This window comes from Spongiibacter tropicus DSM 19543, from assembly GCF_000420325.1.
Classification (GTDB): Bacteria; Pseudomonadota; Gammaproteobacteria; order Pseudomonadales; family Spongiibacteraceae; genus Spongiibacter; species Spongiibacter tropicus.
Genome location: NZ_ATUS01000001.1, coordinates 1,631,197 through 1,650,241, shown reverse-complemented (window position 1 = coordinate 1,650,241; position 19,045 = coordinate 1,631,197). Strand labels below are relative to the sequence as shown.

21 protein-coding genes are annotated in these 19,045 nt (G+C 58.9%); 16 read left to right on the top strand and 5 right to left on the bottom strand.

Going from position 1 to position 19,045, the window contains the following annotated elements:
- Positions 1 to 6 precede the first annotated feature (6 nt).
- From G411_RS19740 to G411_RS0107650, 7 genes are read left to right on the top strand one after another with little or no spacing between them, the layout of a single operon-like run.
- On the top strand, positions 7 to 891 hold the full coding sequence (locus tag G411_RS19740) for an NAD(P)-dependent oxidoreductase (protein WP_022958603.1): 885 nt from the start codon (positions 7 to 9) through the stop codon (positions 889 to 891).
- A 58-nt stretch (positions 892 to 949) separates the two neighbouring features.
- Positions 950 to 2,434: an aldehyde dehydrogenase family protein gene (locus G411_RS0107675; protein ID WP_022958602.1), complete on the top strand. Its 1,485-nt coding sequence runs from the start codon at positions 950 to 952 to the stop codon at positions 2,432 to 2,434.
- A gap of 9 nt (positions 2,435 to 2,443) precedes the next feature.
- Positions 2,444 to 3,214 carry an SDR family oxidoreductase gene (locus tag G411_RS19735; protein WP_022958601.1) on the top strand — a complete coding sequence of 257 codons (771 nt, stop codon included), beginning with the start codon at positions 2,444 to 2,446 and terminating at the stop codon, positions 3,212 to 3,214.
- A gap of 12 nt (positions 3,215 to 3,226) precedes the next feature.
- Positions 3,227 to 3,547, top strand: a complete 321-nt coding sequence (locus G411_RS0107665; RefSeq protein ID WP_022958600.1) for a 2Fe-2S iron-sulfur cluster-binding protein — start codon at positions 3,227 to 3,229, stop codon at positions 3,545 to 3,547.
- 33 nt (positions 3,548 to 3,580) lie between these two features.
- Positions 3,581 to 4,321, top strand: coding sequence for an SDR family oxidoreductase (locus G411_RS0107660; protein ID WP_022958599.1), 741 nt, complete (start codon positions 3,581 to 3,583; stop codon positions 4,319 to 4,321).
- Between the two features lie 9 nt (positions 4,322 to 4,330).
- The gene (locus G411_RS0107655; protein WP_037508433.1) at positions 4,331 to 4,729 is read left to right on the top strand and encodes a carboxymuconolactone decarboxylase family protein; all 399 of its coding nucleotides are present in this window, start codon (positions 4,331 to 4,333) and stop codon (positions 4,727 to 4,729) included.
- Positions 4,719 to 5,138, top strand: a complete 420-nt coding sequence (locus G411_RS0107650; protein ID WP_022958597.1) for a nuclear transport factor 2 family protein — start codon at positions 4,719 to 4,721, stop codon at positions 5,136 to 5,138. Before G411_RS0107655 ends, G411_RS0107650 begins: the two co-directional genes overlap by 11 nt.
- 2 nt (positions 5,139 to 5,140) lie before the next feature.
- Here the strand turns inward: G411_RS0107650 and G411_RS0107645 are convergent, their stop codons facing one another.
- A complete protein-coding gene (locus tag G411_RS0107645; RefSeq protein WP_169530638.1) occupies positions 5,141 to 5,701 on the bottom strand; it encodes a TetR/AcrR family transcriptional regulator in 561 nt (186 codons plus the stop codon).
- A gap of 139 nt (positions 5,702 to 5,840) precedes the next feature.
- Here G411_RS0107645 and G411_RS19730 point away from each other — a divergent pair, with 139 nt between their 5' ends.
- The 7 genes from G411_RS19730 (at position 5,841) to G411_RS0107610 (ending at position 14,246) form a co-directional block, all read left to right on the top strand.
- Positions 5,841 to 7,508 (top strand): cytochrome P450, encoded by a 1,668-nt coding sequence (locus G411_RS19730; protein ID WP_022958595.1) that lies wholly within the window; start codon positions 5,841 to 5,843, stop codon positions 7,506 to 7,508.
- Positions 7,509 to 7,517: 9 nt separating this feature from the next.
- Entirely contained in the window at positions 7,518 to 8,543 is a 1,026-nt protein-coding gene (locus tag G411_RS19725; protein ID WP_051151262.1) for an NAD-dependent epimerase/dehydratase family protein, read from the top strand.
- Positions 8,536 to 9,180 carry a hypothetical protein gene (locus tag G411_RS0107630; protein ID WP_022958593.1) on the top strand — a complete coding sequence of 215 codons (645 nt, stop codon included), beginning with the start codon at positions 8,536 to 8,538 and terminating at the stop codon, positions 9,178 to 9,180. The genes G411_RS19725 and G411_RS0107630 overlap by 8 nt, the downstream gene beginning before the upstream one ends.
- A 58-nt stretch (positions 9,181 to 9,238) precedes the next feature.
- Positions 9,239 to 10,030, top strand: a complete 792-nt coding sequence (locus tag G411_RS0107625; protein WP_022958592.1) for a hypothetical protein — start codon at positions 9,239 to 9,241, stop codon at positions 10,028 to 10,030.
- 59 nt (positions 10,031 to 10,089) lie between these two features.
- A complete protein-coding gene (locus tag G411_RS0107620; RefSeq protein ID WP_157581184.1) occupies positions 10,090 to 12,603 on the top strand; it encodes a TonB-dependent receptor in 2,514 nt (837 codons plus the stop codon).
- A gap of 74 nt (positions 12,604 to 12,677) precedes the next feature.
- Positions 12,678 to 13,748, top strand: a complete 1,071-nt coding sequence (locus tag G411_RS19720; RefSeq protein ID WP_022958590.1) for a CNNM domain-containing protein — start codon at positions 12,678 to 12,680, stop codon at positions 13,746 to 13,748.
- Between the two features lie 54 nt (positions 13,749 to 13,802).
- A complete protein-coding gene (locus tag G411_RS0107610; RefSeq protein ID WP_022958589.1) occupies positions 13,803 to 14,246 on the top strand; it encodes a hypothetical protein in 444 nt (147 codons plus the stop codon).
- Positions 14,247 to 14,257: 11 nt separating this feature from the next.
- Here G411_RS0107610 and minE read toward each other — a convergent pair whose 3' ends face one another.
- Genes minE through minC form a run of 3 tightly spaced genes read right to left on the bottom strand, consistent with a single transcriptional unit; the run spans position 14,258 to position 16,133 of the window.
- Positions 14,258 to 14,509, bottom strand: a complete 252-nt coding sequence (gene minE, locus G411_RS0107605; RefSeq protein ID WP_022958588.1) for a cell division topological specificity factor MinE — start codon at positions 14,507 to 14,509, stop codon at positions 14,258 to 14,260.
- Complete coding sequence (gene minD, locus G411_RS0107600) at positions 14,506 to 15,321, bottom strand: septum site-determining protein MinD (protein ID WP_022958587.1); 816 nt, start codon at positions 15,319 to 15,321, stop codon at positions 14,506 to 14,508. Before minD ends, minE begins: the two co-directional genes overlap by 4 nt.
- Before the next feature lie 59 nt (positions 15,322 to 15,380).
- Positions 15,381 to 16,133 carry a septum site-determining protein MinC gene (gene minC / locus G411_RS0107595; protein ID WP_022958586.1) on the bottom strand — a complete coding sequence of 251 codons (753 nt, stop codon included), beginning with the start codon at positions 16,131 to 16,133 and terminating at the stop codon, positions 15,381 to 15,383.
- Positions 16,134 to 16,334: 201 nt separating this feature from the next.
- Between minC and G411_RS0107590 the strand changes: the two genes are divergently transcribed.
- Together G411_RS0107590 and G411_RS0107585 are read left to right on the top strand one after the other, a co-directional pair.
- Positions 16,335 to 18,275 (top strand): alpha/beta hydrolase, encoded by a 1,941-nt coding sequence (locus tag G411_RS0107590; RefSeq protein ID WP_022958584.1) that lies wholly within the window; start codon positions 16,335 to 16,337, stop codon positions 18,273 to 18,275.
- Positions 18,276 to 18,346: 71 nt separating this feature from the next.
- Positions 18,347 to 18,775 carry a DUF3429 domain-containing protein gene (locus G411_RS0107585; protein WP_022958583.1) on the top strand — a complete coding sequence of 143 codons (429 nt, stop codon included), beginning with the start codon at positions 18,347 to 18,349 and terminating at the stop codon, positions 18,773 to 18,775.
- Here the strand turns inward: G411_RS0107585 and G411_RS0107580 are convergent.
- Positions 18,772 to 19,017, bottom strand: a complete 246-nt coding sequence (locus tag G411_RS0107580) for a DUF202 domain-containing protein (RefSeq protein ID WP_022958582.1) — start codon at positions 19,015 to 19,017, stop codon at positions 18,772 to 18,774. The two genes, G411_RS0107585 and G411_RS0107580, sit on opposite strands and share 4 nt — an antisense overlap.
- Positions 19,018 to 19,045: the final 28 nt, after the last annotated feature.

Here is a 19,045-nt window from a genome sequence, read left to right as displayed (position 1 = left end):
GTTGCGATGATTCAGTGTGGATATATCGGGCTTGGCAATATCGGTAAACCCATGTGCGCCAACCTCGCCAAGAAGGCGCAGCAGCACGGGCTGGCGATGCATGTTTTCGATATCGCGCCCGAGCCGGTGGCGGAGATGGTGGCGCTGGGCGCCACGTCGGCCGATAGCCCGGAGGCGATTGCCAGGCAATGCTCGCTGATTGGCATTTGCGTGCGCCACGACGGCGATGTGGAGAATCTGCTTTACGGCGATGGCGAGCGCCCCGGCATGTTGGCCGTGGCCGCGAAGGGCACGGTGATGGCGATTCACAGCACCGTCACCCGCGACGGCATTCTGCGTTGGGCGAAGGATGCCGCTGAAAAAGGACTGCATATCGTCGATGCGCCCATTACCGGCGGGGCAGGCGGCGCGGCGGATGGCAGCCTGTGCATTATGGCAGGGGGCGAGGAAGAGGCCGTTGCACGCTGTCAGCCAATGTTTGCCTGCACCAGCAAAGCGGTGGTCTATACCGGCGAAGTGGGTAATGCCACGGTCGTCAAGCTGGCCAATAACCTGATGAATTATGCGGCGTTCTCGGCCATTTCCGAGGGCACGGCACTGCTGCGCGCCGCGGGCGTGGAGGTGCAGGCGCTCTTTGATGTGGGCGCCGCCAATGGTGTCGTCACGCCGATGATGAAGCAGTTTATCGACGGCCGCGACGGCATGCGGGCGGCTTGCAGTGATGAAGACATGCGCGCCATTTTCGGGCCGTTTGCCAGCCTGGCGGAAAAGGACCTGGACCATGCCTTGGCGCTGGCCGGTCAGCTCGGCATCGCGCTGCCGCAGACCACCACCGTGCGTCGCCATATCGATGCGGTGTTTATGGCGACGCCCGCCGACGTCGAGCCCTAAGCCGAATACGAGCGAATGACGCCGAATACAGCCATAACAATAATAAGTGGAGGGAATTATGAGTGAGTTGTCTCTGAGTCCGCAGCCCGATCACGGCGAGGCGCGACTCTATATCAATGGGGAGTTGCGCGATGCCGAGGGTGGTCGCCAGTACCCGAATATCAGTCCTCTGAGCGAGGAGGTGGTCGGTGTGGCGGCGGACGCCAGCCTGAAGGATGCCGAGGCCGCGCTGGCGGCGGCGCGTCGTGCCTTTGACGACAGCGACTGGTCGACAGATCACGCCAAGCGCCTGAGCTGTTTGCGCCGTTTTGTGGATGGCCTGAATCGCCATATCGATGAACTGCGCGCGGCCGTGGCCGATGAAACCGGCGCCACGCAATTCTTTGTCAACGGGCCGCAGTGCGACGGCCCGGTCAGTATGGCTAACTGGCCGCTGGATTATCTCGAGCGTTTCGAGTGGCAGCGCGAACTCGGCGACTACGAGGTGATGGGGGTGAAAAGTCGCCGCGTGGTGTTCAAGGAGGCAGCGGGTGTGGTCGCGGCGATCTCGCCGTGGAATTTCCCCATTCAAATCAATCTCGCCAAGTGCCTGCCCGCACTGGCGGCGGGTTGCACAGTGGTGCTCAAGTCTGCGCCGGAAACCCCTTGGACGGCGTCACTGCTGGGGCGTATTGCCGCCGAAGCGGACATGCCACCGGGGGTGTTCAATGTGCTGACCGCCAGCGATCCTGCCGAAATCGGCAATTTTCTCAGTACCGACCCGCGGGTGGATGTGGTGTCGTTCACCGGTTCCACTGCCGTCGGCAAAATCGTAATGGCCAACGCGGCGCAAACCGTGAAGCGGGTCTTCCTTGAACTGGGTGGCAAGTCGGCGATGGTCGTACTGGACGATGCCGATCTCGGTACGGCGCTGTTTGGCTCGCTGGCCATCTGCGCGCACAGCGGTCAGGGCTGTGCCATTACCACCCGACTGTTGGTGCCGAAAGACAAACTGGCGGAAACCGAAGAATTGCTGCGCGCTTATGTGGGCGGTATGCCCTACGGCAGCGCCGATACCAGTGGCGAAATGCAGGGCCCGTTGATCAGCGCCCGCCAGCGCCAGCGCGTGCTGGATTATATCGAGCTGGGTAAGCGTGAGGGCGCGCGGCTGGTTCTTGGCGGTGGTGTGCCGGCGCACCTCGACAAGGGCTTCTTTGTCGAGCCGACCATCTTCAGTGATGTTCGCAACGATATGCGCATCGCCCGGGAAGAGATTTTTGGCCCGGTGCTGGTGGTGATTCCCTACGAGGACGAAGCCGATGCACTGCGCATTGCCAATGACTCGGTGTACGGCTTGTCGGGGGCAGTGTACTCCGCCAGCGAAGCGCGCGCGCTGGCGTTCGCCCGCCAGGTGCGCAGCGGCACGATGAACGTCAACGGCGGCAACTTCCTCGGTCCCGACGCGCCCTTTGGTGGCTACAAGCAAAGTGGTGTGGGGCGCGAAATGGGCCCAGAGGGTTTTGAGGAATACCTCGAAACCAAAACCGTCGCGATTGCCGTGTAGGAGCCCCCGATGATGAGCACAGTAAACGGTCGCATCATTGCGGTAACGGGAGCCTCCGGGGGCTTTGGTCTGGCGATGGCCAAGACACTGCTGGATGCCGGAGCCAAGGTTGGCCTGATCGCCCGCAGCGCCGACAAGCTGGAGAGTCTCTGCGCCGAGTTGGGGCCCAACGCCTTTGCCGCGCCTGCAGATGTCGGCCACAGCGAGGCCGCCGCAAAGGCAATCCAGTCAGTGGCGGCGCATTTTGGCGGCCTGGACGGGTTGGTGAACAACGCCGGTATGGCGCGCCCCGGTTTTGCCGACGATTGGCGCGATGAGGATATCAACGCCCAGTTGCAACTGAATATTGCCGGACTGATGTATTGCTGCCGGGCCGCCTTGCCCCTGCTGAAAGCCTCCACCAATCCCCGCATCGTCAATGTCAGCAGTGCCAGCGCCGAGCATCACGATGAAATGGCGGGGCTGTCGCTGTACGCCGCCAGCAAGGCGGCGGTGGAGCGGCTGAGTCGGGACCTGCGCCGGGAACTGGCGCACAGCGGCGTCGGCGTGACCATTTTGCGGCCCGGTGCGGCGATGACCGACTTTGCTGCCGGTTGGGAGTTTGAGCGGCTGAAAGCGGCGGTGACTGCCTGGCAGCGTCAGGGACCGTGGATGGACAGCGGCATGCAGCCCGAGCATGTGGCTCAGTCACTGCTGTTCTGTTTGCAGATGCCCGCGGGGGTCTCTGTCGATCTGCTGGAAGTGCGGCCCTGCACGCCCGTCGAAAAATTCAAATTTTGAGGAGAGATCAACATGGTGGGAATTGTCTATGTCGAACATGACGGCACCGAGCATCCGGTCGATGTCGATGAACAAATGAGCCTGATGGAAGGGGCGACGCTGAATATGGTGCCCGGAGTAGAGGGCATGTGCGGTGGCATCTGTTCCTGCGCCACTTGCCACTGCTACATCCCCGAAGAGTGGCAGGAAAAAATGCCTGCGGTGAGTGACGGTGAGGACAGCATGCTCGACAGCGCGGTCGATCGCCGTGACAACAGCCGACTGGGCTGCCAGATCAGCGTTGGCCCGGAGATGGAAGGGCTGCGCGTTTACTTACCGGAAACCCAGGGCTAGGCAAAGAGCTACGCTGCACACAGGAGAAAAATAATGGGCTTCACGAATAAAGTTGTGGTGATTACCGGTGCCGGTCAGGGCATTGGCGAGGGCTACGCCAAGCGCTGCGCCACCGAGGGTATGAAAGTGGTGGTGGCCGAGCTGAACAGCGAGCAGGGCGAGCGCGTGGTAGCGGAGATTCGCGAACAGGGTGGCGACGCGCTGTTTGTGCGTACCGATGTGGGCGACGAACAATCCTGTATTGCTTGCGCCAACGCGGCCAAGGAGGCCTTCGGTCAGATCGACTACCTGATTAACAATGCCGCGATCTTCGGCAATATGAAGATTGAAGGCTATATGAATGTGGACATGGATTATCTCGAAACCTTTATGCGGGTGAATGTTCACGGCAGCTTGCTGATGGCCCGCGCCTGTGTCCCTCATATGCCAAAAGGCAGTGCGATTGTGAACCAGTCATCCACGGCGGCGTGGATGAATATGGGCTTTTATGGTGTAGCCAAGCTGGCACTCAACGGCTTGACCTGTTCACTGGCGCGGGAACTGGGCTGGCGCAAGATCCGCATCAACGCCATTGCACCCGGTCCTACCGAAACCCAGGCATTGCGTAATACCGCCGGTGACTACGCCGACGAGCTGGTCAAGCAAATGCCGCTCAGCCGTCTGGGCACGCCGGACGATATGGCCGATGCCGCACTGTTTTTATTGTCGGAGCAGGCGTCCTGGATTACCGGTCACATTCTGAATGTGGACGGCGGTCAGTTCATGCGGGTGTGAGGAGGAATGATGAGTGACAGCAAACGCGAGCGGGGCATTGCCCGCTTTAACGAGGTGTATTGCAACGATTTGCCACAGCCACCCGCCGAGGGCGAGGACCGCTTTTTCGACTTTATGCTGGGCTCGCTGTTTGGCGACCTCTGGGACAACAGCACCTTGAGTATTCGCGAGCGACGCTTGCTGTTGCTCGGTGCCATCGCCGCCCAGGGAGAGGATATGACCTTTACCATTCAGGCGCAGTCGGCCTATAAGCGTGGCGAGTTGAGTGAAGCGCAGTTGGAAGAAGCCGTGCTGTTCTTAACCCAGTACATCGGCTATCCCCGTGCCTCGAAGATGCGTATGGCGCTGATGGGGCTGATGCCGAAATTAAAGAAAGCCGAAGCGGAGGCAAAAGCCAATGGCGGATGAGCAGGGAGAACACAGCCGGGCTCTGGCGCTGGAATTTATCCGTCGCCTGTCGGAGGGCGACACAGCGGGCTTTTTAAGCCTGTACCACCCCGAGGCGCAGTTGTGGACCTCGGGCAACACGCTGATCTCCGGGTATTACAGCCGGGAAGAAATTGAAAACTCGGCGGCACTGGTGCTGGATGCCTTTCCCGAGGGCCTGCGGTTTACCGTGCAGGCCACCACCGCCGAAGGCGAGCGGGTCGCGGTCGAAGCGCAGAGCGAAGGTATGCACAGCTCGGGACAGCTCTACCGCAATCGCTACCACTTTCTGTTTCGGTTCAAAGACGGCCTGATCGTGGAGCTGAAGGAGTACATGGATACCGAGCGCGTTACGGACATCCTTTGCGGCGGGCAGCGGCCCCCTGCCTGACCTTACAGTCCGGCAGCCGGCACCAGTCTGCGACGCAAAAAGCCGCGCAGGTTGTCGCCCTCATGGGTGGCCGGGCCGCTCAGCATCAGCAGTGACAGTGCCAGGCGCACGCTCAGCTCCATCACCTCTATGCGGTCTTGCTCGCTGAGAGTGGTGCCGTCGAAGACGGTGTTGAAAATCGCCAGGCACATTTCGACGCCCTCGCTGTCGCTCAAGGCATCCTCGTAGATGTAGCTCGACAGATCGGCGCGGGTAATGACGGCCAAATACGGCTCTTTGGGCAGCTCTTCGAGCGCAAAGACCACTGCCTCGACCAATCGGTCAGCGGGGGTGGGCCAGGCCTGAATATGCGCAATGACGCGCTCGGCAAAATGGTGGCCCGAGCTGAGTAAGGCGGCGCGAATCACGGCTGTGCGGTTGCCGTAATAGTTGTACACCGTCGGCCGTGTGACCCCGGCGCGTTTTGCGATGTCATTCAGACTGGTTTTTTCCACGCCCCAGGTTTTAACGCAGTCAATGGTGGCATCCAGAATGCGCTGCTGTGTGTCGTTTATGGGCTCCAAAATCGGGGCTTCCTCGTCCAAATGGGTGATGCTTGTATTTTACACTTTTCCATAGAGTGTAAATTCGTAAAGACGCTTTGTCATCTCCGCCTGACTGCGGGGGAGGTGATCCAGTACCGACAGCCTTAGGAGAATAATTATGACAGCCAAGGCCAACTCAGAACATCTCGGCAGTGTGGAACCTCCGCGCGCTGGCGGCGGTTTGCCCCTGCTCGGTCACATGATCGACTTTGTCCGTAACCCCTTTAACTTTGCCCGCAAGATTGCTGGCAACTATGGCGAAATTGTCAGCTTTCGACTACTGGGGCAGCGCATCGTCATGCTCACCGGCGAAGAAGCCAGTGCCCTGTTTTACCGCTCGTCCGACGAGGAACTGGACCAGTCGGCGGCCTACAAGTTGATGACGCCTATCTTCGGTGAGGGGCTGATTTTCGATGCGCCCATTGAGCGCAAGAATGAGCAGCTGAAAATGCTGATGCCGTCGCTGCGCATGGATGCCATGCGCAACCACTCGGGAAAAATTGTTCAGGAAGTGGAAGACGCCATTGCCGGCTGGAACGAGTCCGGGGAGATCGAGCTGGTTGAGTTCATGAAACAGCTAACCATCAATACCGCCAGCCACTGTCTGCTGGGTCGGGAGTTTCGCTATGAACTCAGTGAGGAATTTGCCGAGATCTATCACGATCTGGAACAGGGTGTTCACCCGCTGGCTTATCACTTCCCGAACTTGCCGTTGCCTCGTTTCCGTCGCCGCGACCGCGCGCGTGAACGCCTGCAGAAACTGGTCGGCGAGATCGTCGACAAGCGCAGTCAGCAGACCGAGAAACCCTCGGATATGTTTCAAGCACTTATCGATATGCGCTATGAAGACGGCACTGAGCTCAGCCACAACGAAATTACCGGCATGCTGGTGGGCGCCATTTTTGCCGGTCACCACACCAGCTCGGGCACGGCAGCCTGGGTTCTGCTAGAGCTGCTGAAGCATCCGGCCATACTGCGCGATGTGGTTGCAGAACTGGATGCGCTGCTGGGCGCTGACGGCGAGGTAAGCTTTCAGAGCCTGCGGGAAATGCCCAAGCTAGAAAACGTGCTCAAGGAAGTACTGCGCTTGCATCCGCCGCTGATTATTCTGATGCGTCAGGTCAGTCGCGAGCTGCATTTCAAAGAGTACAAAATTGCCGAGGGCGATATGGTCTGGGCAGTGCCGCCGGTCACCCATCGCATGGCCTCGCTGTTTGAAAATCCCGACGCCTTTGACCCCGACCGCTACAGCAAAGAGCGCGCGGAGGATCGTCGCCTGATGGCTTACCAGCCTTTCGGTGGTGGCAAGCATAAGTGCTCCGGCAACGCCTTTGCGATGTTTCAGATCAAGGCGATTTTTGCGATTTTGCTGCGTCGTTACGAGTTTGAGTTGGTCGATGACGCCGCCAGCTATCGTGACAACTACAAAGATATGATCGTGCAGCCCGTCTCTCCCTGTCGTGTCCGTTATCGTCGCCGAAAAGTGGCGGCACCGGCCGGCACCGGGTCGGCGGGTGGCAAGCAGGCCGACAGCTCCGGCTGTCCATTCCACAGCGAGAATGCCGATGCCGTGTCCCCGGCGGCCAAGGCGCTGTGCGTCGAGGTCGATACCGTGCTGTGTCAGGGCCACGCCATGTGCATGGGCGAAGCGCCCGAAGTGTTCAAGCTGGATGAGGACGGCATACTGCAAATCCTCAAGCCCCAGTTCGATGCCGGGCAGCGCGAAGCGGTGGAGCGGGCGGTGAAATACTGTCCCAATCAGGCTCTGCGGATTGTCGAGCGCTAGGCGATGGACGTGCTGGTAAGCGGAGCGACGGGACTGGTCGGGGCGCATACCGCTGCGGCGCTGTACCGCGCCGGGCATCGTCTGCGGCTGTTGGTTCGAGACCGGCAGCGTGCCGAGCGCTGGTGTGCGTCGCAGGACATTGCAGTGAGCGAGTGGTTTGAAGGCGATATGAGCGACCGCGCATTGGCCCGCCGTGCACTGCAGGGCTGTGATGCCGTTGTCCACGCGGCGGCAGCCGTTAACCTCAAGCGGGCGGAGGCGGAGCAAACCTTGCGAAGCAATCTCGCGGGGGTGGAAAACATTGTCGGTGAAGCCTGGAAGATGGGCATTCCGCGCATCCTCTATGTCTCCAGCGCCGCGGTACTGATGCACCCCAAGGCCCAGTATCTGCGTGAAGATGGGGAGCTGAACCCCGGTGGGGAGCCCTATAGCGTGGCCAAGCGCGCCTGCGAGGAGCGCGTCAGAGATTGGCAGTGTCAGGGAGCGCCCATCATTATCAGCTACCCGTCGGCGGTATTTGGCCCTCACGACCCGAAGTTGTCCGAGAGCAATGCGGCGCTGTGTACGTTCTGTAACAGCTTTGTCCCGCAAACCCGCTCGGGGATGCAGTTTGTCGATGCCCGCGATCTTGCCGATGTGCACCGCCTGTTGCTGGAAAAACCGATGAATGGCAATCCCTGCAACGAGCGCTATCTGGTGGCGGGACATTTTCTGCCGTGGCGGGCATTCGCCGACTTGCTGGCAAGCCAGCGGCCGGTACGCCGCCTGCCACTGCCGGCCTGGTTGCTGATGAGCGCGGGTCGCTTTCTCGACGCCTGCCGTCATGTCATCACGGTGGACTTTCCACTCTCCCGCGAGGCGGCGCGAATCGTCTGCCATTTCCCGCCGTCGCGCAGCCAGCGTCTGCGTGATGCGCTGGCGTTTGAATACCGTCCGGCTGCCGACACCGTGCACGACACTCTGTGTTGGCTAGAGCAGTGCGGGCACCTTACCCCTGTGAACAATAATCACAATAAGAGGACTCACCATGTCTGATAAACGCGTTGCATCGATTACGCCCCCCAACAAAGCCTACCCGCGTGAAGAGCTGGAAGAAATGATGGAGCGCTGGCTGAAGGCGAATATTGACGCCGAAAAGGCCGGTGACTGGACCACCCATCTCGGTCCGATGTACACCGAGGATGCGGTATACGGCTGGAATATCGGTCCCAATGAGCAGTTTGTCGCCAATGGTCGCAAGGAAATTTGCGATGTGGCATTGGGCTATCAGATGAAAGGCTTTGAAGATTGGGAGTACCCCTATCACGACATCATCATCGACGAAAAACGCGGCACAGTAATCGGCTTCTGGAAACAGCTTGCGCCGGTCACCGCCACGCGCGCGGATGGCAGCCGTATGGAAATTGCCGGTATTGGCGGCTCCTGGTTTGAGTATGCGGGCAATTTTCAGTGGTCCTGGCAGCGGGACTTCTTCGATCTGGGCAATGCCAAGGCGCTGTTCTTTGAGTTGGCAGGTGCCGGAGTACTGGAGCCTGTTGTAAAGGAAAAGATCCACAAACAAGCCAAGGGTGTGCTGCTGCCGGGTCATTACAAACTGCACGAGGAACCCGGTCGACTGCAGAAAATCCGCAATACGGCGGCGCTGGTAAAGATTGCGTTGACGGGTCGCTAAAGCGGCCCCATCCAACGACCCAAAACACATAACAATAAAACACAGTAAGGGGAACGCTATGTCGCGTTGGTTTTCGCCTAACCCGGATAAAGCCTGGGTAGAAAAATGGTTTCTGATTTACTCGCCGTTGTGGATGGCCTCCATGGCGATGATGATGTTCACCGGCTGGGACAAGAGTTTCGGTGACGCTGCATTACTGTGGCACGGCATACTCACGGCGCTGCCCGCGATTCTGGTGCCGATGCTGGTGGCGCGTCGTTACGAGCAGTGCGACTGGCGCGACAGCTACTGGCTCAAAGCCAATCTGTACATGGTGGTGTTTGGTTTCTTCGGGAATTATTTCGGCTCCGAATACTTTTTTGACGTGCTGGGCATGGTCTACAACTATCCCAACGCCACCACCAATCTGGACTCCGCCATGGTGGGCAGCGGCGAACAGCCTGTGCCGCTGATTATGTACTTCTATACCCACGCCTATTTCATCACCTATCACGCGACCGCCAACATTGTGCTGCGCCGCATTCGTACCAGCGGTGTGCCGGGCATGGCTCTGCTGTTCCCGGTGGTGATTTTCGCGGTCGGTTACTTCTGGGCCTGGATGGAAACCAAGGCGATGGCGAACCCGATGATGGCGAGCAGTTTTTACTACAAAGATATTCCCCGCATGTTGGCGTATGGCTCGGTCATTTACGCGACCTATTTCATCGCCAGCTTCCCGATTTACTACTTTATTGACGAACAGCGCGAACGACGCTGGACCTTGCTTCAAGTGGTGGCAGGTGGCCTCAGTGCCAGCATGCTGACTTTCTACTTGCTCGATATTGCCGCGCATTGGGTGGGCCAGTTGTAAGCGGCAGTACGGCCATTCGTGGGCCGGATTTTAATAATAAAAGACAGGGAGAGAAGACCGTGAAGAAGATAGCCTTCCCGCTAGTGATGGCTGCCGCGAGTGCGGCGGTCGGGGTTCACGCGCAGCCGGGCGCCGATGCAGCGGCTCAGTCCGGCCGAGGTCAGTCACTGCAAATTGTCGAAGAGGTTTATGTAACGGCCCGGCGTCGCGAAGAAAAGCTGCAGGAGACGCCGGTCGCGGTGACAGCGATGAGCGCCGACAGTCTGGCAGAGGCGGGGATCGCCGCGATCACTGATCTTCAGGGTGCCGTTCCCAGCCTGCAGTTTGGCGAGAGTGGCTCGAAAACGCCGGCGATCTTCATTCGCGGGATCGGTCAGCGCGAGGCCACGTCGGTGCTCGATCCTGGCGTTGGGGTATATCTCAACGGCATTTTTATTGCCCGTCAGGACACCCAGTTGCTCGATACCGTCGACACCCAGAGCATTCAAGTACTGCGAGGGCCGCAGGGAACCCTGTTCGGGAAAAACAACACCGGCGGGGCAATTCTGGTCAATACGAAAAATGCGGATTTCTCCGAGGTGAGTGGCAGCCTGGATGTGCGCGTGGGCCAATATGGGCGGCGGGATGCCAAGCTGGCAGGGAATATTCCGCTGGTGGAAGGGCGCTCCGGCGTGCGTGTTGCCATCAACAGTACCCGCCTCGACGGCTACTTTGAAAATTCGGATGGCGCCATGTTCGGCGACGAAGACCGTCTGGCGTTTTCTGCGCGCTGGCAGACTCAGCTGACGGATACGGTGAGCAGCGATGTGTTTCTGTATTGGAGTCGGCAGCAGGAACTGAGCTCGGGGATGTCCTGCCTGTTCCAGAACCCCGAGGCGAATATTGCAACGCTGCGGTATCCCGGTCAGCCGGAGTTTCGTGACGCCTGTGAAAAAAGTGAGCGGCTGGCGAAAGACCGCAAGCTGGATGTGACCACTGCGCATTCTGAAATCACCATGGAAAGCCGCATGGCGGCGCTGACGCTGGACTGGGAACTGAACGAGCAGCTGGCGCTGAAGAGTATTTCCGCCGCCAGCTGGCAGGACGGCATTGCCCGTAACGACGATCAGGACGGCACCTCGATTCCCATATTAGACAGCGGTACCGAGGCCCTTAACCGCACGCTTGCCGCCGATGGAAAATCGGCGCCCGACGAGAAACGCTGGCAGTTCAGCCAGGAGCTGCAGCTCAGTGGTCAGGCCTTCGACAGTCGCCTGCAATACACCTTTGGCCTGTTTGCCTCGATAGAGGAAATCGACAACAACAACTTTTCCCAGTTGGTTGGCAAAAAGGGGCTGGCGGGTATTCGTCCCTCCACGGCCTGTGATGCTGTCGGGCTAGCCGTGGTGTGTGGCCTGCTGGATGACGTTGCTGTGATTCCTCTGGCCACCTTTCTGGCCACGCGCAGCGATCTCGAGAACAGCAGTTGGGCGGCCTTCGCTCAGGCGACCTACGATATTACCGAGTACCTGCAGTTTACTCTGGGCGGTCGCTATACGGTTGAAGAACGACGTCGTGACCTGACCGTCTTCGATGTCGACTTTCAGGAATACGGCAGCCGCATTGGCGCTCTGTATATCGACGCGGCGGGCATTTATTCTCCTATCACTCTGGCGCAGTTCAATGCGCTGGGCGAAAACACGCCGGATTTACCGCTGATCATGCGTGACAACGCCGACAGTGCTGAAGAGCAATGGAATAACTTTACGCCGTCGGCAACCCTGTCGTTTATTGCGCCCGAGCGTTGGCACAGCGATCTGGGCGTGGACAGTTTTATGGCCTACTTTACTTACAGCCAGGGCTTCAAAGCGGGTGGGTTTGAGCCGAAGGGGGATGAGCTGGTGCCCTTCGATCCCGAAGAAGTGACCAACTTTGAAGTGGGGGTGAAGCTCGATGCGCTCGACTCCCAGCTCCGTTTCAATGCGGCGCTGTATTACATGGATTACGAGAACATACAGGTTCGTGTCGCCGAACAGGGCGATGCCATCAGCGACCTGTTCCTGTACCTCTCTAACGCCGGTCAGGCCACGGTCCAGGGCGCGGAGTTCGAGACCACGCTGGTGATGGATAACTGGTTTGTGCAGGCCAATTATTCCTATACCGATGCGGGCTATGATGAATTCCTCACTCCGATAGTGATTCCCCTGCAAGGCGAGCAGGTGGTGGACCGCAGCGCGGAAGATTTTGCCCTGGTGCCAGAGCATAGTGGCGGCATTTCCGTGAGCTACCACTGGCTGACGGATCTGGGGATTTTTGTGCCACGCCTGTCGGCGCGTTATCGCAGTGAGTTATTCACCGGTATTGATTACAAGGCGGTGGAATACAGCAACGCCTATATCGACGAACTGTGGTTGTGGGATTTTCGCTTGAACTGGACGCCTGCTGAAAATCTGAGCGTGACGGCGTACGTAGAAAACCTGACCGATGAAGTGTATTACCGCAGTGGGTTTGCGGTGTCGGCACTGCTCGGCGCAGGGACCTATGTTCAGGGCGACCCGCGGAATGCGGGGCTGGAAGTCGCTTGGCGGTTCTAATCGTTAGCGACGCTTTAAGCGAGTGCCGCCCTGTGCCAAAGTGATGCCTGTTTCGGGTACTGGATACGTTCACTATGGCACTGTTGCTGTTGTACATCTCCGTCGCGCTTGGCGCATCGTTTCTCTGCTCTTTGCTGGAGGCGGTGCTGCTGAGTGTCAACGCTTCCTACATCGCCAGCGAAATCGCGGCCGGGCGTCGCAATGGCCAGTGGTGGAAACAGTGCAAGGAAGATATTGATAAACCGCTGGCATCCATTCTCAGCCTGAACACCATTGCTCATACCGTCGGCGCTGCCGGTGCCGGGGCTCAGGCGACCAAGCTGTTTGGCGAACTCTACTTCGGTATTATCTCGGCGGTGCTGACCCTGCTGATTCTGGTTATCTCCGAAATCATCCCCAAAACCTTGGGAGCGCTTCACTGGCGTCGTCTGGCCGCACCGTGTGCGGCGATTCTATCGGTGGTGCAGCGTTTAATGGCGCCACTGGTGTGGCTGAGTCAGTGGATCACAAAACTGTTCAGTCGGCGCGCGGACGAGGGCTCAGTCAGTCGCGAGGAATTTGCCGCACTGGCAGAGCTGGGCGCTGCCGAGGGTGTGTTCTCTATGCGCGAAGCACAGGTGGTGCGCAGCTTGTTGCACTTTGGCGATATGAAGGTGCGCGACATTATGAGTCCGCGCACGGTGATATTCTGCCTGAATGGCGAGCTGACGGTGGAAGAGGTTTTGGCACAGCACCAGCAGTTGCCCTATTCGCGAATCCCCATCTACCGGGATCAGCCCGATAATATCTATGCCTTTGTGCGCAAAGACGAGTTGCTGAGGGCCGCCATCGACCAGCCGGGCACCAAGGTCGACGCCTTGCAGCGGCCGCTGCTGGCCGTGCCGGAAATACTGCCGCTGCGTGGCCTGATCAAAAAGGTATTGGTGCCCGGCGGGCAGATTGCGATTGCTGTCGGTGAATACGGCGAAGTCCACGGTGTGGTGACTACCGAGGACGTGCTGGAAACCCTGTTGGGTATGGAAATTACCGACGAAACGGATGAAGTCGAGGATCTTCAGTTGTTTGCCCGCCAGCGCTGGGAGCAGCGTGCGCGGCAGATGGGTATGCTGCCCGACGGCGCGGCGCGCGACGATATGTCGCAGTGAGCACCGGCGATTGCTGAACTACAATGAGACTCAATCGCAACAAGGGTACTAAGTATGAAACGTCGCGCAATAGGTCTGGTTGTCGGTCTTTGGCTGGCTGGCGCTGCACTGGCCGAGACGGATGAGTCGCCCCATCTGGTGGGCTTGATGGGCGATATGCAGCGTTTTGCTCACAAGCTGCAGCTATCGCTGGACGCTGAAAACGCGCTGCTTGCCGATTTCTATGCCCATGAACTGGGCGGGGCGATTGCTGCAGTGGGACAGATCGACAGCTACAGCGACTACCCCGTCGGCAGGCTGACCACCAGCACCTTGTCTCCGCTGCTTAAAAAACTGATCGCGGGACTGGATGCCGGTGACCTGCCGCGTGCGGATAAGGCTTTCGATGCTCTTCTGGAAGGCTGCAACCGTTGCCATGCAATGACGGAGCACGACTATATTCGTGTGCAGCGCAATCCGGCAAACCCTTACCTGCAGAATTTCTCAGCGGCGCCCTGAGGGCGCCGCGCTCAGCGATCGGGCAGGGTGATGTTCAGTTCCAGTACGGAGCAGTTGCCGTTGTTGTCCAACGCCACTTCCACCTGATCCTGATTCACCTCCACGTATTTGCGAATCACCTCCAGCAATTCCTGCTGCAGTTTGGGCAGGTAATCGGGCTGGTTTCGCTGATTGCGCTCGTGGGCAACGATAATTTGCAGACGCTCTTTGGCGACCGCCGCGCTTTCTTTTTTACTGCTGCGAAAGAAGTCCAGGATGCTCATGCGGTCCTCCCGAACAAGCGCTTGAACAGGCCTTTCTGTTCGGCGTGAATAAAGCGCTGTTCCACTTCTTCACCGAGCAGGCGAGCCACCGCGTCGCTGTAAGCTTGCCCAGCAGGGCTTTGGGCGTCGTGAATTACCGGCACCCCCTGGTTGGACGCTTTCAGGACAGTTTCCGATTCGGGGATGACGCCCAGCAGTTTGGTGGCGAGAATCTCCTCCACATCACTCACTGCCAGCATTTCACCCTTGGCGACGCGGTCGGGGTTGTAGCGGGTCAACAACAGGCATTCTTCCACGCGCTCGCCGTTTTCGGCGCGACGCGACTTGCTTTGCAGAATGCCCAGAATGCGGTCCGAGTCGCGCACCGAGCTGACTTCGGGGTTGGCGACGACAATGGCTGTATCGGCGAAATACAGTGCCATAAATGCGCCGTGCTCAATCCCGGCGGGAGAGTCGCAGATGATAAATTCAAAGCCGTCGGCGTCCAGGTCTTTCAGGACTTTCTCCACACCTTCCACGGTCAGCGCATCTTTGTCGCGGGTCTGCGAGGCGGGGAGAATGTAGAGGTTCTCAACGCGCTTGTCTTTGATCAGTGCCTGACGAAGCGTGGCGTCGCCATTGATGACGTTCACGAAGTCGTAGACCACACGACGTTCGCAGTTCATCACAATATCGAGGTTGCGCAGGCCAATGTCGAAGTCGATGACAGCGGTTTTGTGGCCGCGCAATGCCAGCCCACTGCTGATCGCAGCGCTGGTAGTGGTCTTGCCCACACCGCCCTTGCCGGAGGTCACAACAATGATTTTGGCCAAAACAGTTCCCCTTTCGTTTATTTCCGGGCTTGTGTTCCCGGTGCTTGTTGTCGATGAAATTAGTTCAGTGGCTGAATATCGAGCGTCTGGTCGTTCAGGCGAATACGCCGGGCGCTTTTCCAATGTGCCTCGCGCAAGTCTTCGTCCAGCATGAAGGTGCCTGCTACCGACACCAGCTCAGCTTCCAGGCTCTGACAAAAAATCTGTGCAGAAGTGTCGCCTTTTACACCCGCGAGTGCCCGGCCGCGCAAAGCGCCATAAATATGGATATTGCCGTCAGCCAGTACTTCCGCACCGGCCGACACCGCTGACAACACAATCAGATCCCCACCGGCTGCGTAGACCTGTTGGCCGGAGCGGATGGGCGTGTCGATGACCCGGGTGGGCTTGGTTGCCGCAAGCTCGGGTGCCGGAGCCGAGGGGGCCTCGGCTTTGGGCGCGGGATCTGTGGCGGGTTCGCGGGCAGCGCGGCCCACCGACAGAATGGCCAGTCCGGCTTCCCTGGCGGCTGCGTGAAGCGCCTCGTCGCGACTCGATATCGCGACCGGAATCAATCCGTGTTCCTGACAAAGGGCTGCCAGTTCCCGCAGTGGCGGCGCTAGCTGGTCGCCATAAGGCTCAAAATTCAGTACCACCGGGGTGTGCTGGAAAAACGCGGGGGCTTCGGCGGCCTTGGCGCGTAGCTGCTCGTCAAAGCGGCTGTACTCATAATGGCTGATATCGAGCTGGGTAAGCGGATACAGCCCGGCTTTCAGTCGAAACTGAGGGCTGTTGTCGAAGGGCAATTCTGCGTTCTGAGGTTGAGAGTCCATGCGGGAGAGTGTACCGGATATTGCGCTGGAAAAGGCGGCAAATTACCGCTTTCTGGGGGCTGCCGCAAATCCGCTGCCGATAAAAAGTGGCATCGATTCTGCATTACGTCTCACGAGTGCGTATTTGTGACGTTTTCCTGTGCAGGGAGAGCTGGAACGCCGCCAATGCCGATTATCCACTGATGTATGTGAGTAGTGTGAATGATGGCTTCTATTGAACTTTTACGATTTTCCCGGCAGCTCTGTGCCAGTGTTTTCCTGATTAGCGGCTTGGTGGCCTGCGGGGGTTCCAGCAGCGGCTCGTCGCCCGGTGGCGGTGATGTGGTGGCTCCTCCGGCACCGGAGCCAGAACCGCCCAGTTTCTCCGAAACCCGTTTTGATACCGTGGCCCCGGATGCAGATACCACGGGGAGTTATGCCGTCGTCGGTCCTTTGGATTACCGTTATGCGCCGGTCATGGCGACCCGCAATATTGATGACAGCAACGGGAGCACCGTCGATCAGTTTACTGATCCGGTCGATATCCTCGGGGTGATCCACTATCCGCAGATCGACGCCGATACCGAGCTGCCGGAGGCGGGCTTCCCGCTGATCCTGTTTCAGCACGGCCGGCATTCCACCTGCTCTACCACGGGTGACGCTGAGGGCAGCGAATCGTCGGGCACTGACTGCGAGTCAGAGGGCTTGCTGCCGATTCGCTCAGACAAGGGTTATGACTACATCGCGGATACCCTGGCTTCCCACGGCTATGTGGTGATCTCTATCGACGTGAACGATATCAATGCGCAGGATTCCGCGTCCAATGATCAGGGCATCACCGCTCGCGCCGAAGTGATTCTCCATCACCTGGATATTTTCCGGGACATTGCCCAGCAGCCTGACTCGGTGTATCACCTTGACGAAAACGGCAATGACTTCAGCGAGTTGCTCGATGTCGTCGACCTGTCGAACATTGGTTTAATGGGCCATTCTCGCGGTGGCAATGGCGTGGCAAAAACCATTACCTATAACCAGGATCCGCAGTTTCGGCGCAGCGGCGATTTTGACCAGCCTCACAGTATCAAGGCGGTGTTTTCGCTGGCCCCGACCGATTTCGACTCCGAGCTGCCGCTCAATACCGCCTGGGCCACCCTGTCGCCGTATTGTGATGGCGATGTCTCCACCCTCCACGGCGTGTATATGTACGATAACGTCCGTTATAACGAGAATGATGTGGCGCAGCCCCAGTTCATGCTCACGGTGATGGGAGCGAACCACAACTACTACAACGACTTCTGGTTTAACGACGACGCCCAGCTCAATGTGTTCGACCCCTACTGTACAGAGGGGGTGCCCAGCAGTGGTCGTCTGAGCCGGGCAGACCAGCGCCGGGGCGGTGAATTTCTGATCAGCAGTTTCCTGCGCCTTTTTGCCGGCGGTGAAACCCAGTTCGCCGGTTACTGGAGCGCGCTGGAGCAGTTGCCGGAGAGCGCCTGCCCCGAAGGTGTGCAGAGCTGCGACGAGCAAGTGCATCTGTCCTTTCATCAATCGCGCGAAAACCTGATAGTGGTCGACGACACACTCAGCGATGCCTCACTCACCATGAATGCCTTCGGCAGTAATACCTTTGATGGCTTCCTGTTTACGGGCTGGTGTGAACCCAATGGCGGTAGCCTCGAAGATCTGACCGGCATGAATACCGATCGCTGTCCGGCCCCGGCCACCATCTCGAAGGCACCGCAGGTCTTTTTCAACTACCTTGGCAACGCCGCATCTATTGAGTACTCGCTGCCGGCCGAGGGCCTGGATGTTAGCGATATGGACTTCCTGACGCTGCGCATGGGGGTGAGTGCCACGCCGGAAAACCTGCTGGGGCAAGACCTGACACTCAGTCTCACCGATACCGATGGCGATTCGGTCACACTGCTGGCCAGCGACTACAGTGATGCGCTGTATTTTCCGCCCGGTTTGACCATTTCGGCGCGAGATACCGGCGCCAAGACCATTATCAATATGCTGCCGTTCCGGCTTGATGCCAAAGTGATCCACGATGCCGAGGTCAATCTTGATGCGCTGAGTTCGCTGCGCCTGAACTTTGACCAGCGTCCGCTGGGCACCCTGCAATTGACTGATGTGCTGTTCCAGAAAGTGCCGTATCGCTAGCGGTCATCCCTGCGGCTAATCGGCTAGTGGGGCATTGTTCGTAAACCGGAAAACCCTTCTGGAGACGAGCAATGCGCAAGGCGGAATCATCACTGGCCTATATTGTTGCAGGGGCACTGGGGGCCTTACCGTTCCTGGCGGCCGCCTGGCTGACACTGCTTGGCGGAAGCTGGATGGGGCTGAGTGGGCAGGCCTTGCTGCACAGCTACGGTATCGCCATCACCGGCTTCATGGCGGGAACACTGTGGGGAGGCACCTTCTCCCCGCCGCGTTTTCAGGACGCGCTATTGGGAATGTTGGCGGCGCTGGCCTTGACCCTGGTAGTGTGGATGCCGATGCCCCAGGCCTACCTGACGCTGGTCGTGCTGTTGGCAACCTTATGGGCCTATGATTTGCTGCGTTTTTATCGCTACGGTTTGCCGCGTTGGTATACCGGCCTGCGCTGTAGTTTGAGCACGGTTGCCATCGCCGCGCTGCTTGCTGGTTTCTTTTGGGCTTAGCTATTTAGCTGCTTTCTAACGGTAAAAAAACGTCGCGCACCCCATATCCCGATAAGGGCACCACTGCCGATCAGCGCGGCGGCGCCAGTCACCAGCAGCGGACGGTCGGGGTAGAAATGGAGAATGGCGGCACCCGCGGCGACAAAGGCCAGGGCGGTACGCAAATAGGCCAGTACGGTGCGTTCGTTTGCCAGATGAGTGCGCTCCAGCGCAAGCTGGTCGCGAATTTGAGTGTCTTCCATTGCGGCGTTCCGGGTTCAGAGCTGCCGG

Excerpts from the sequence above, each read along its gene's own strand:
- G411_RS19740 (WP_022958603.1), top strand. The coding sequence starts at position 7 with ATGATTCAGTGTGGATATATCGGGCTTGGCAATATCGGTAAACCCATG.
- G411_RS0107675 (WP_022958602.1), top strand. The coding sequence starts at position 950 with ATGAGTGAGTTGTCTCTGAGTCCGCAGCCCGATCACGGCGAGGCGCGA.
- G411_RS19735 (WP_022958601.1), top strand. The coding sequence starts at position 2,444 with ATGATGAGCACAGTAAACGGTCGCATCATTGCGGTAACGGGAGCCTCC.
- G411_RS0107665 (WP_022958600.1), top strand. The coding sequence starts at position 3,227 with ATGGTGGGAATTGTCTATGTCGAACATGACGGCACCGAGCATCCGGTC.
- G411_RS0107660 (WP_022958599.1), top strand. The coding sequence starts at position 3,581 with ATGGGCTTCACGAATAAAGTTGTGGTGATTACCGGTGCCGGTCAGGGC.
- G411_RS0107655 (WP_037508433.1), top strand. The coding sequence starts at position 4,331 with ATGAGTGACAGCAAACGCGAGCGGGGCATTGCCCGCTTTAACGAGGTG.
- G411_RS0107650 (WP_022958597.1), top strand. The coding sequence starts at position 4,719 with ATGGCGGATGAGCAGGGAGAACACAGCCGGGCTCTGGCGCTGGAATTT.
- G411_RS19730 (WP_022958595.1), top strand. The coding sequence starts at position 5,841 with ATGACAGCCAAGGCCAACTCAGAACATCTCGGCAGTGTGGAACCTCCG.
- G411_RS0107630 (WP_022958593.1), top strand. The coding sequence starts at position 8,536 with ATGTCTGATAAACGCGTTGCATCGATTACGCCCCCCAACAAAGCCTAC.
- G411_RS0107625 (WP_022958592.1), top strand. The coding sequence starts at position 9,239 with ATGTCGCGTTGGTTTTCGCCTAACCCGGATAAAGCCTGGGTAGAAAAA.
- G411_RS19720 (WP_022958590.1), top strand. The coding sequence starts at position 12,678 with ATGGCACTGTTGCTGTTGTACATCTCCGTCGCGCTTGGCGCATCGTTT.
- G411_RS0107610 (WP_022958589.1), top strand. The coding sequence starts at position 13,803 with ATGAAACGTCGCGCAATAGGTCTGGTTGTCGGTCTTTGGCTGGCTGGC.
- minE (WP_022958588.1), bottom strand. The coding sequence starts at position 14,509 with ATGAGCATCCTGGACTTCTTTCGCAGCAGTAAAAAAGAAAGCGCGGCG.
- minC (WP_022958586.1), bottom strand. The coding sequence starts at position 16,133 with ATGGACTCTCAACCTCAGAACGCAGAATTGCCCTTCGACAACAGCCCT.
- G411_RS0107590 (WP_022958584.1), top strand. The coding sequence starts at position 16,335 with ATGATGGCTTCTATTGAACTTTTACGATTTTCCCGGCAGCTCTGTGCC.
- G411_RS0107585 (WP_022958583.1), top strand. The coding sequence starts at position 18,347 with ATGCGCAAGGCGGAATCATCACTGGCCTATATTGTTGCAGGGGCACTG.
- G411_RS0107580 (WP_022958582.1), bottom strand. The coding sequence starts at position 19,017 with ATGGAAGACACTCAAATTCGCGACCAGCTTGCGCTGGAGCGCACTCAT.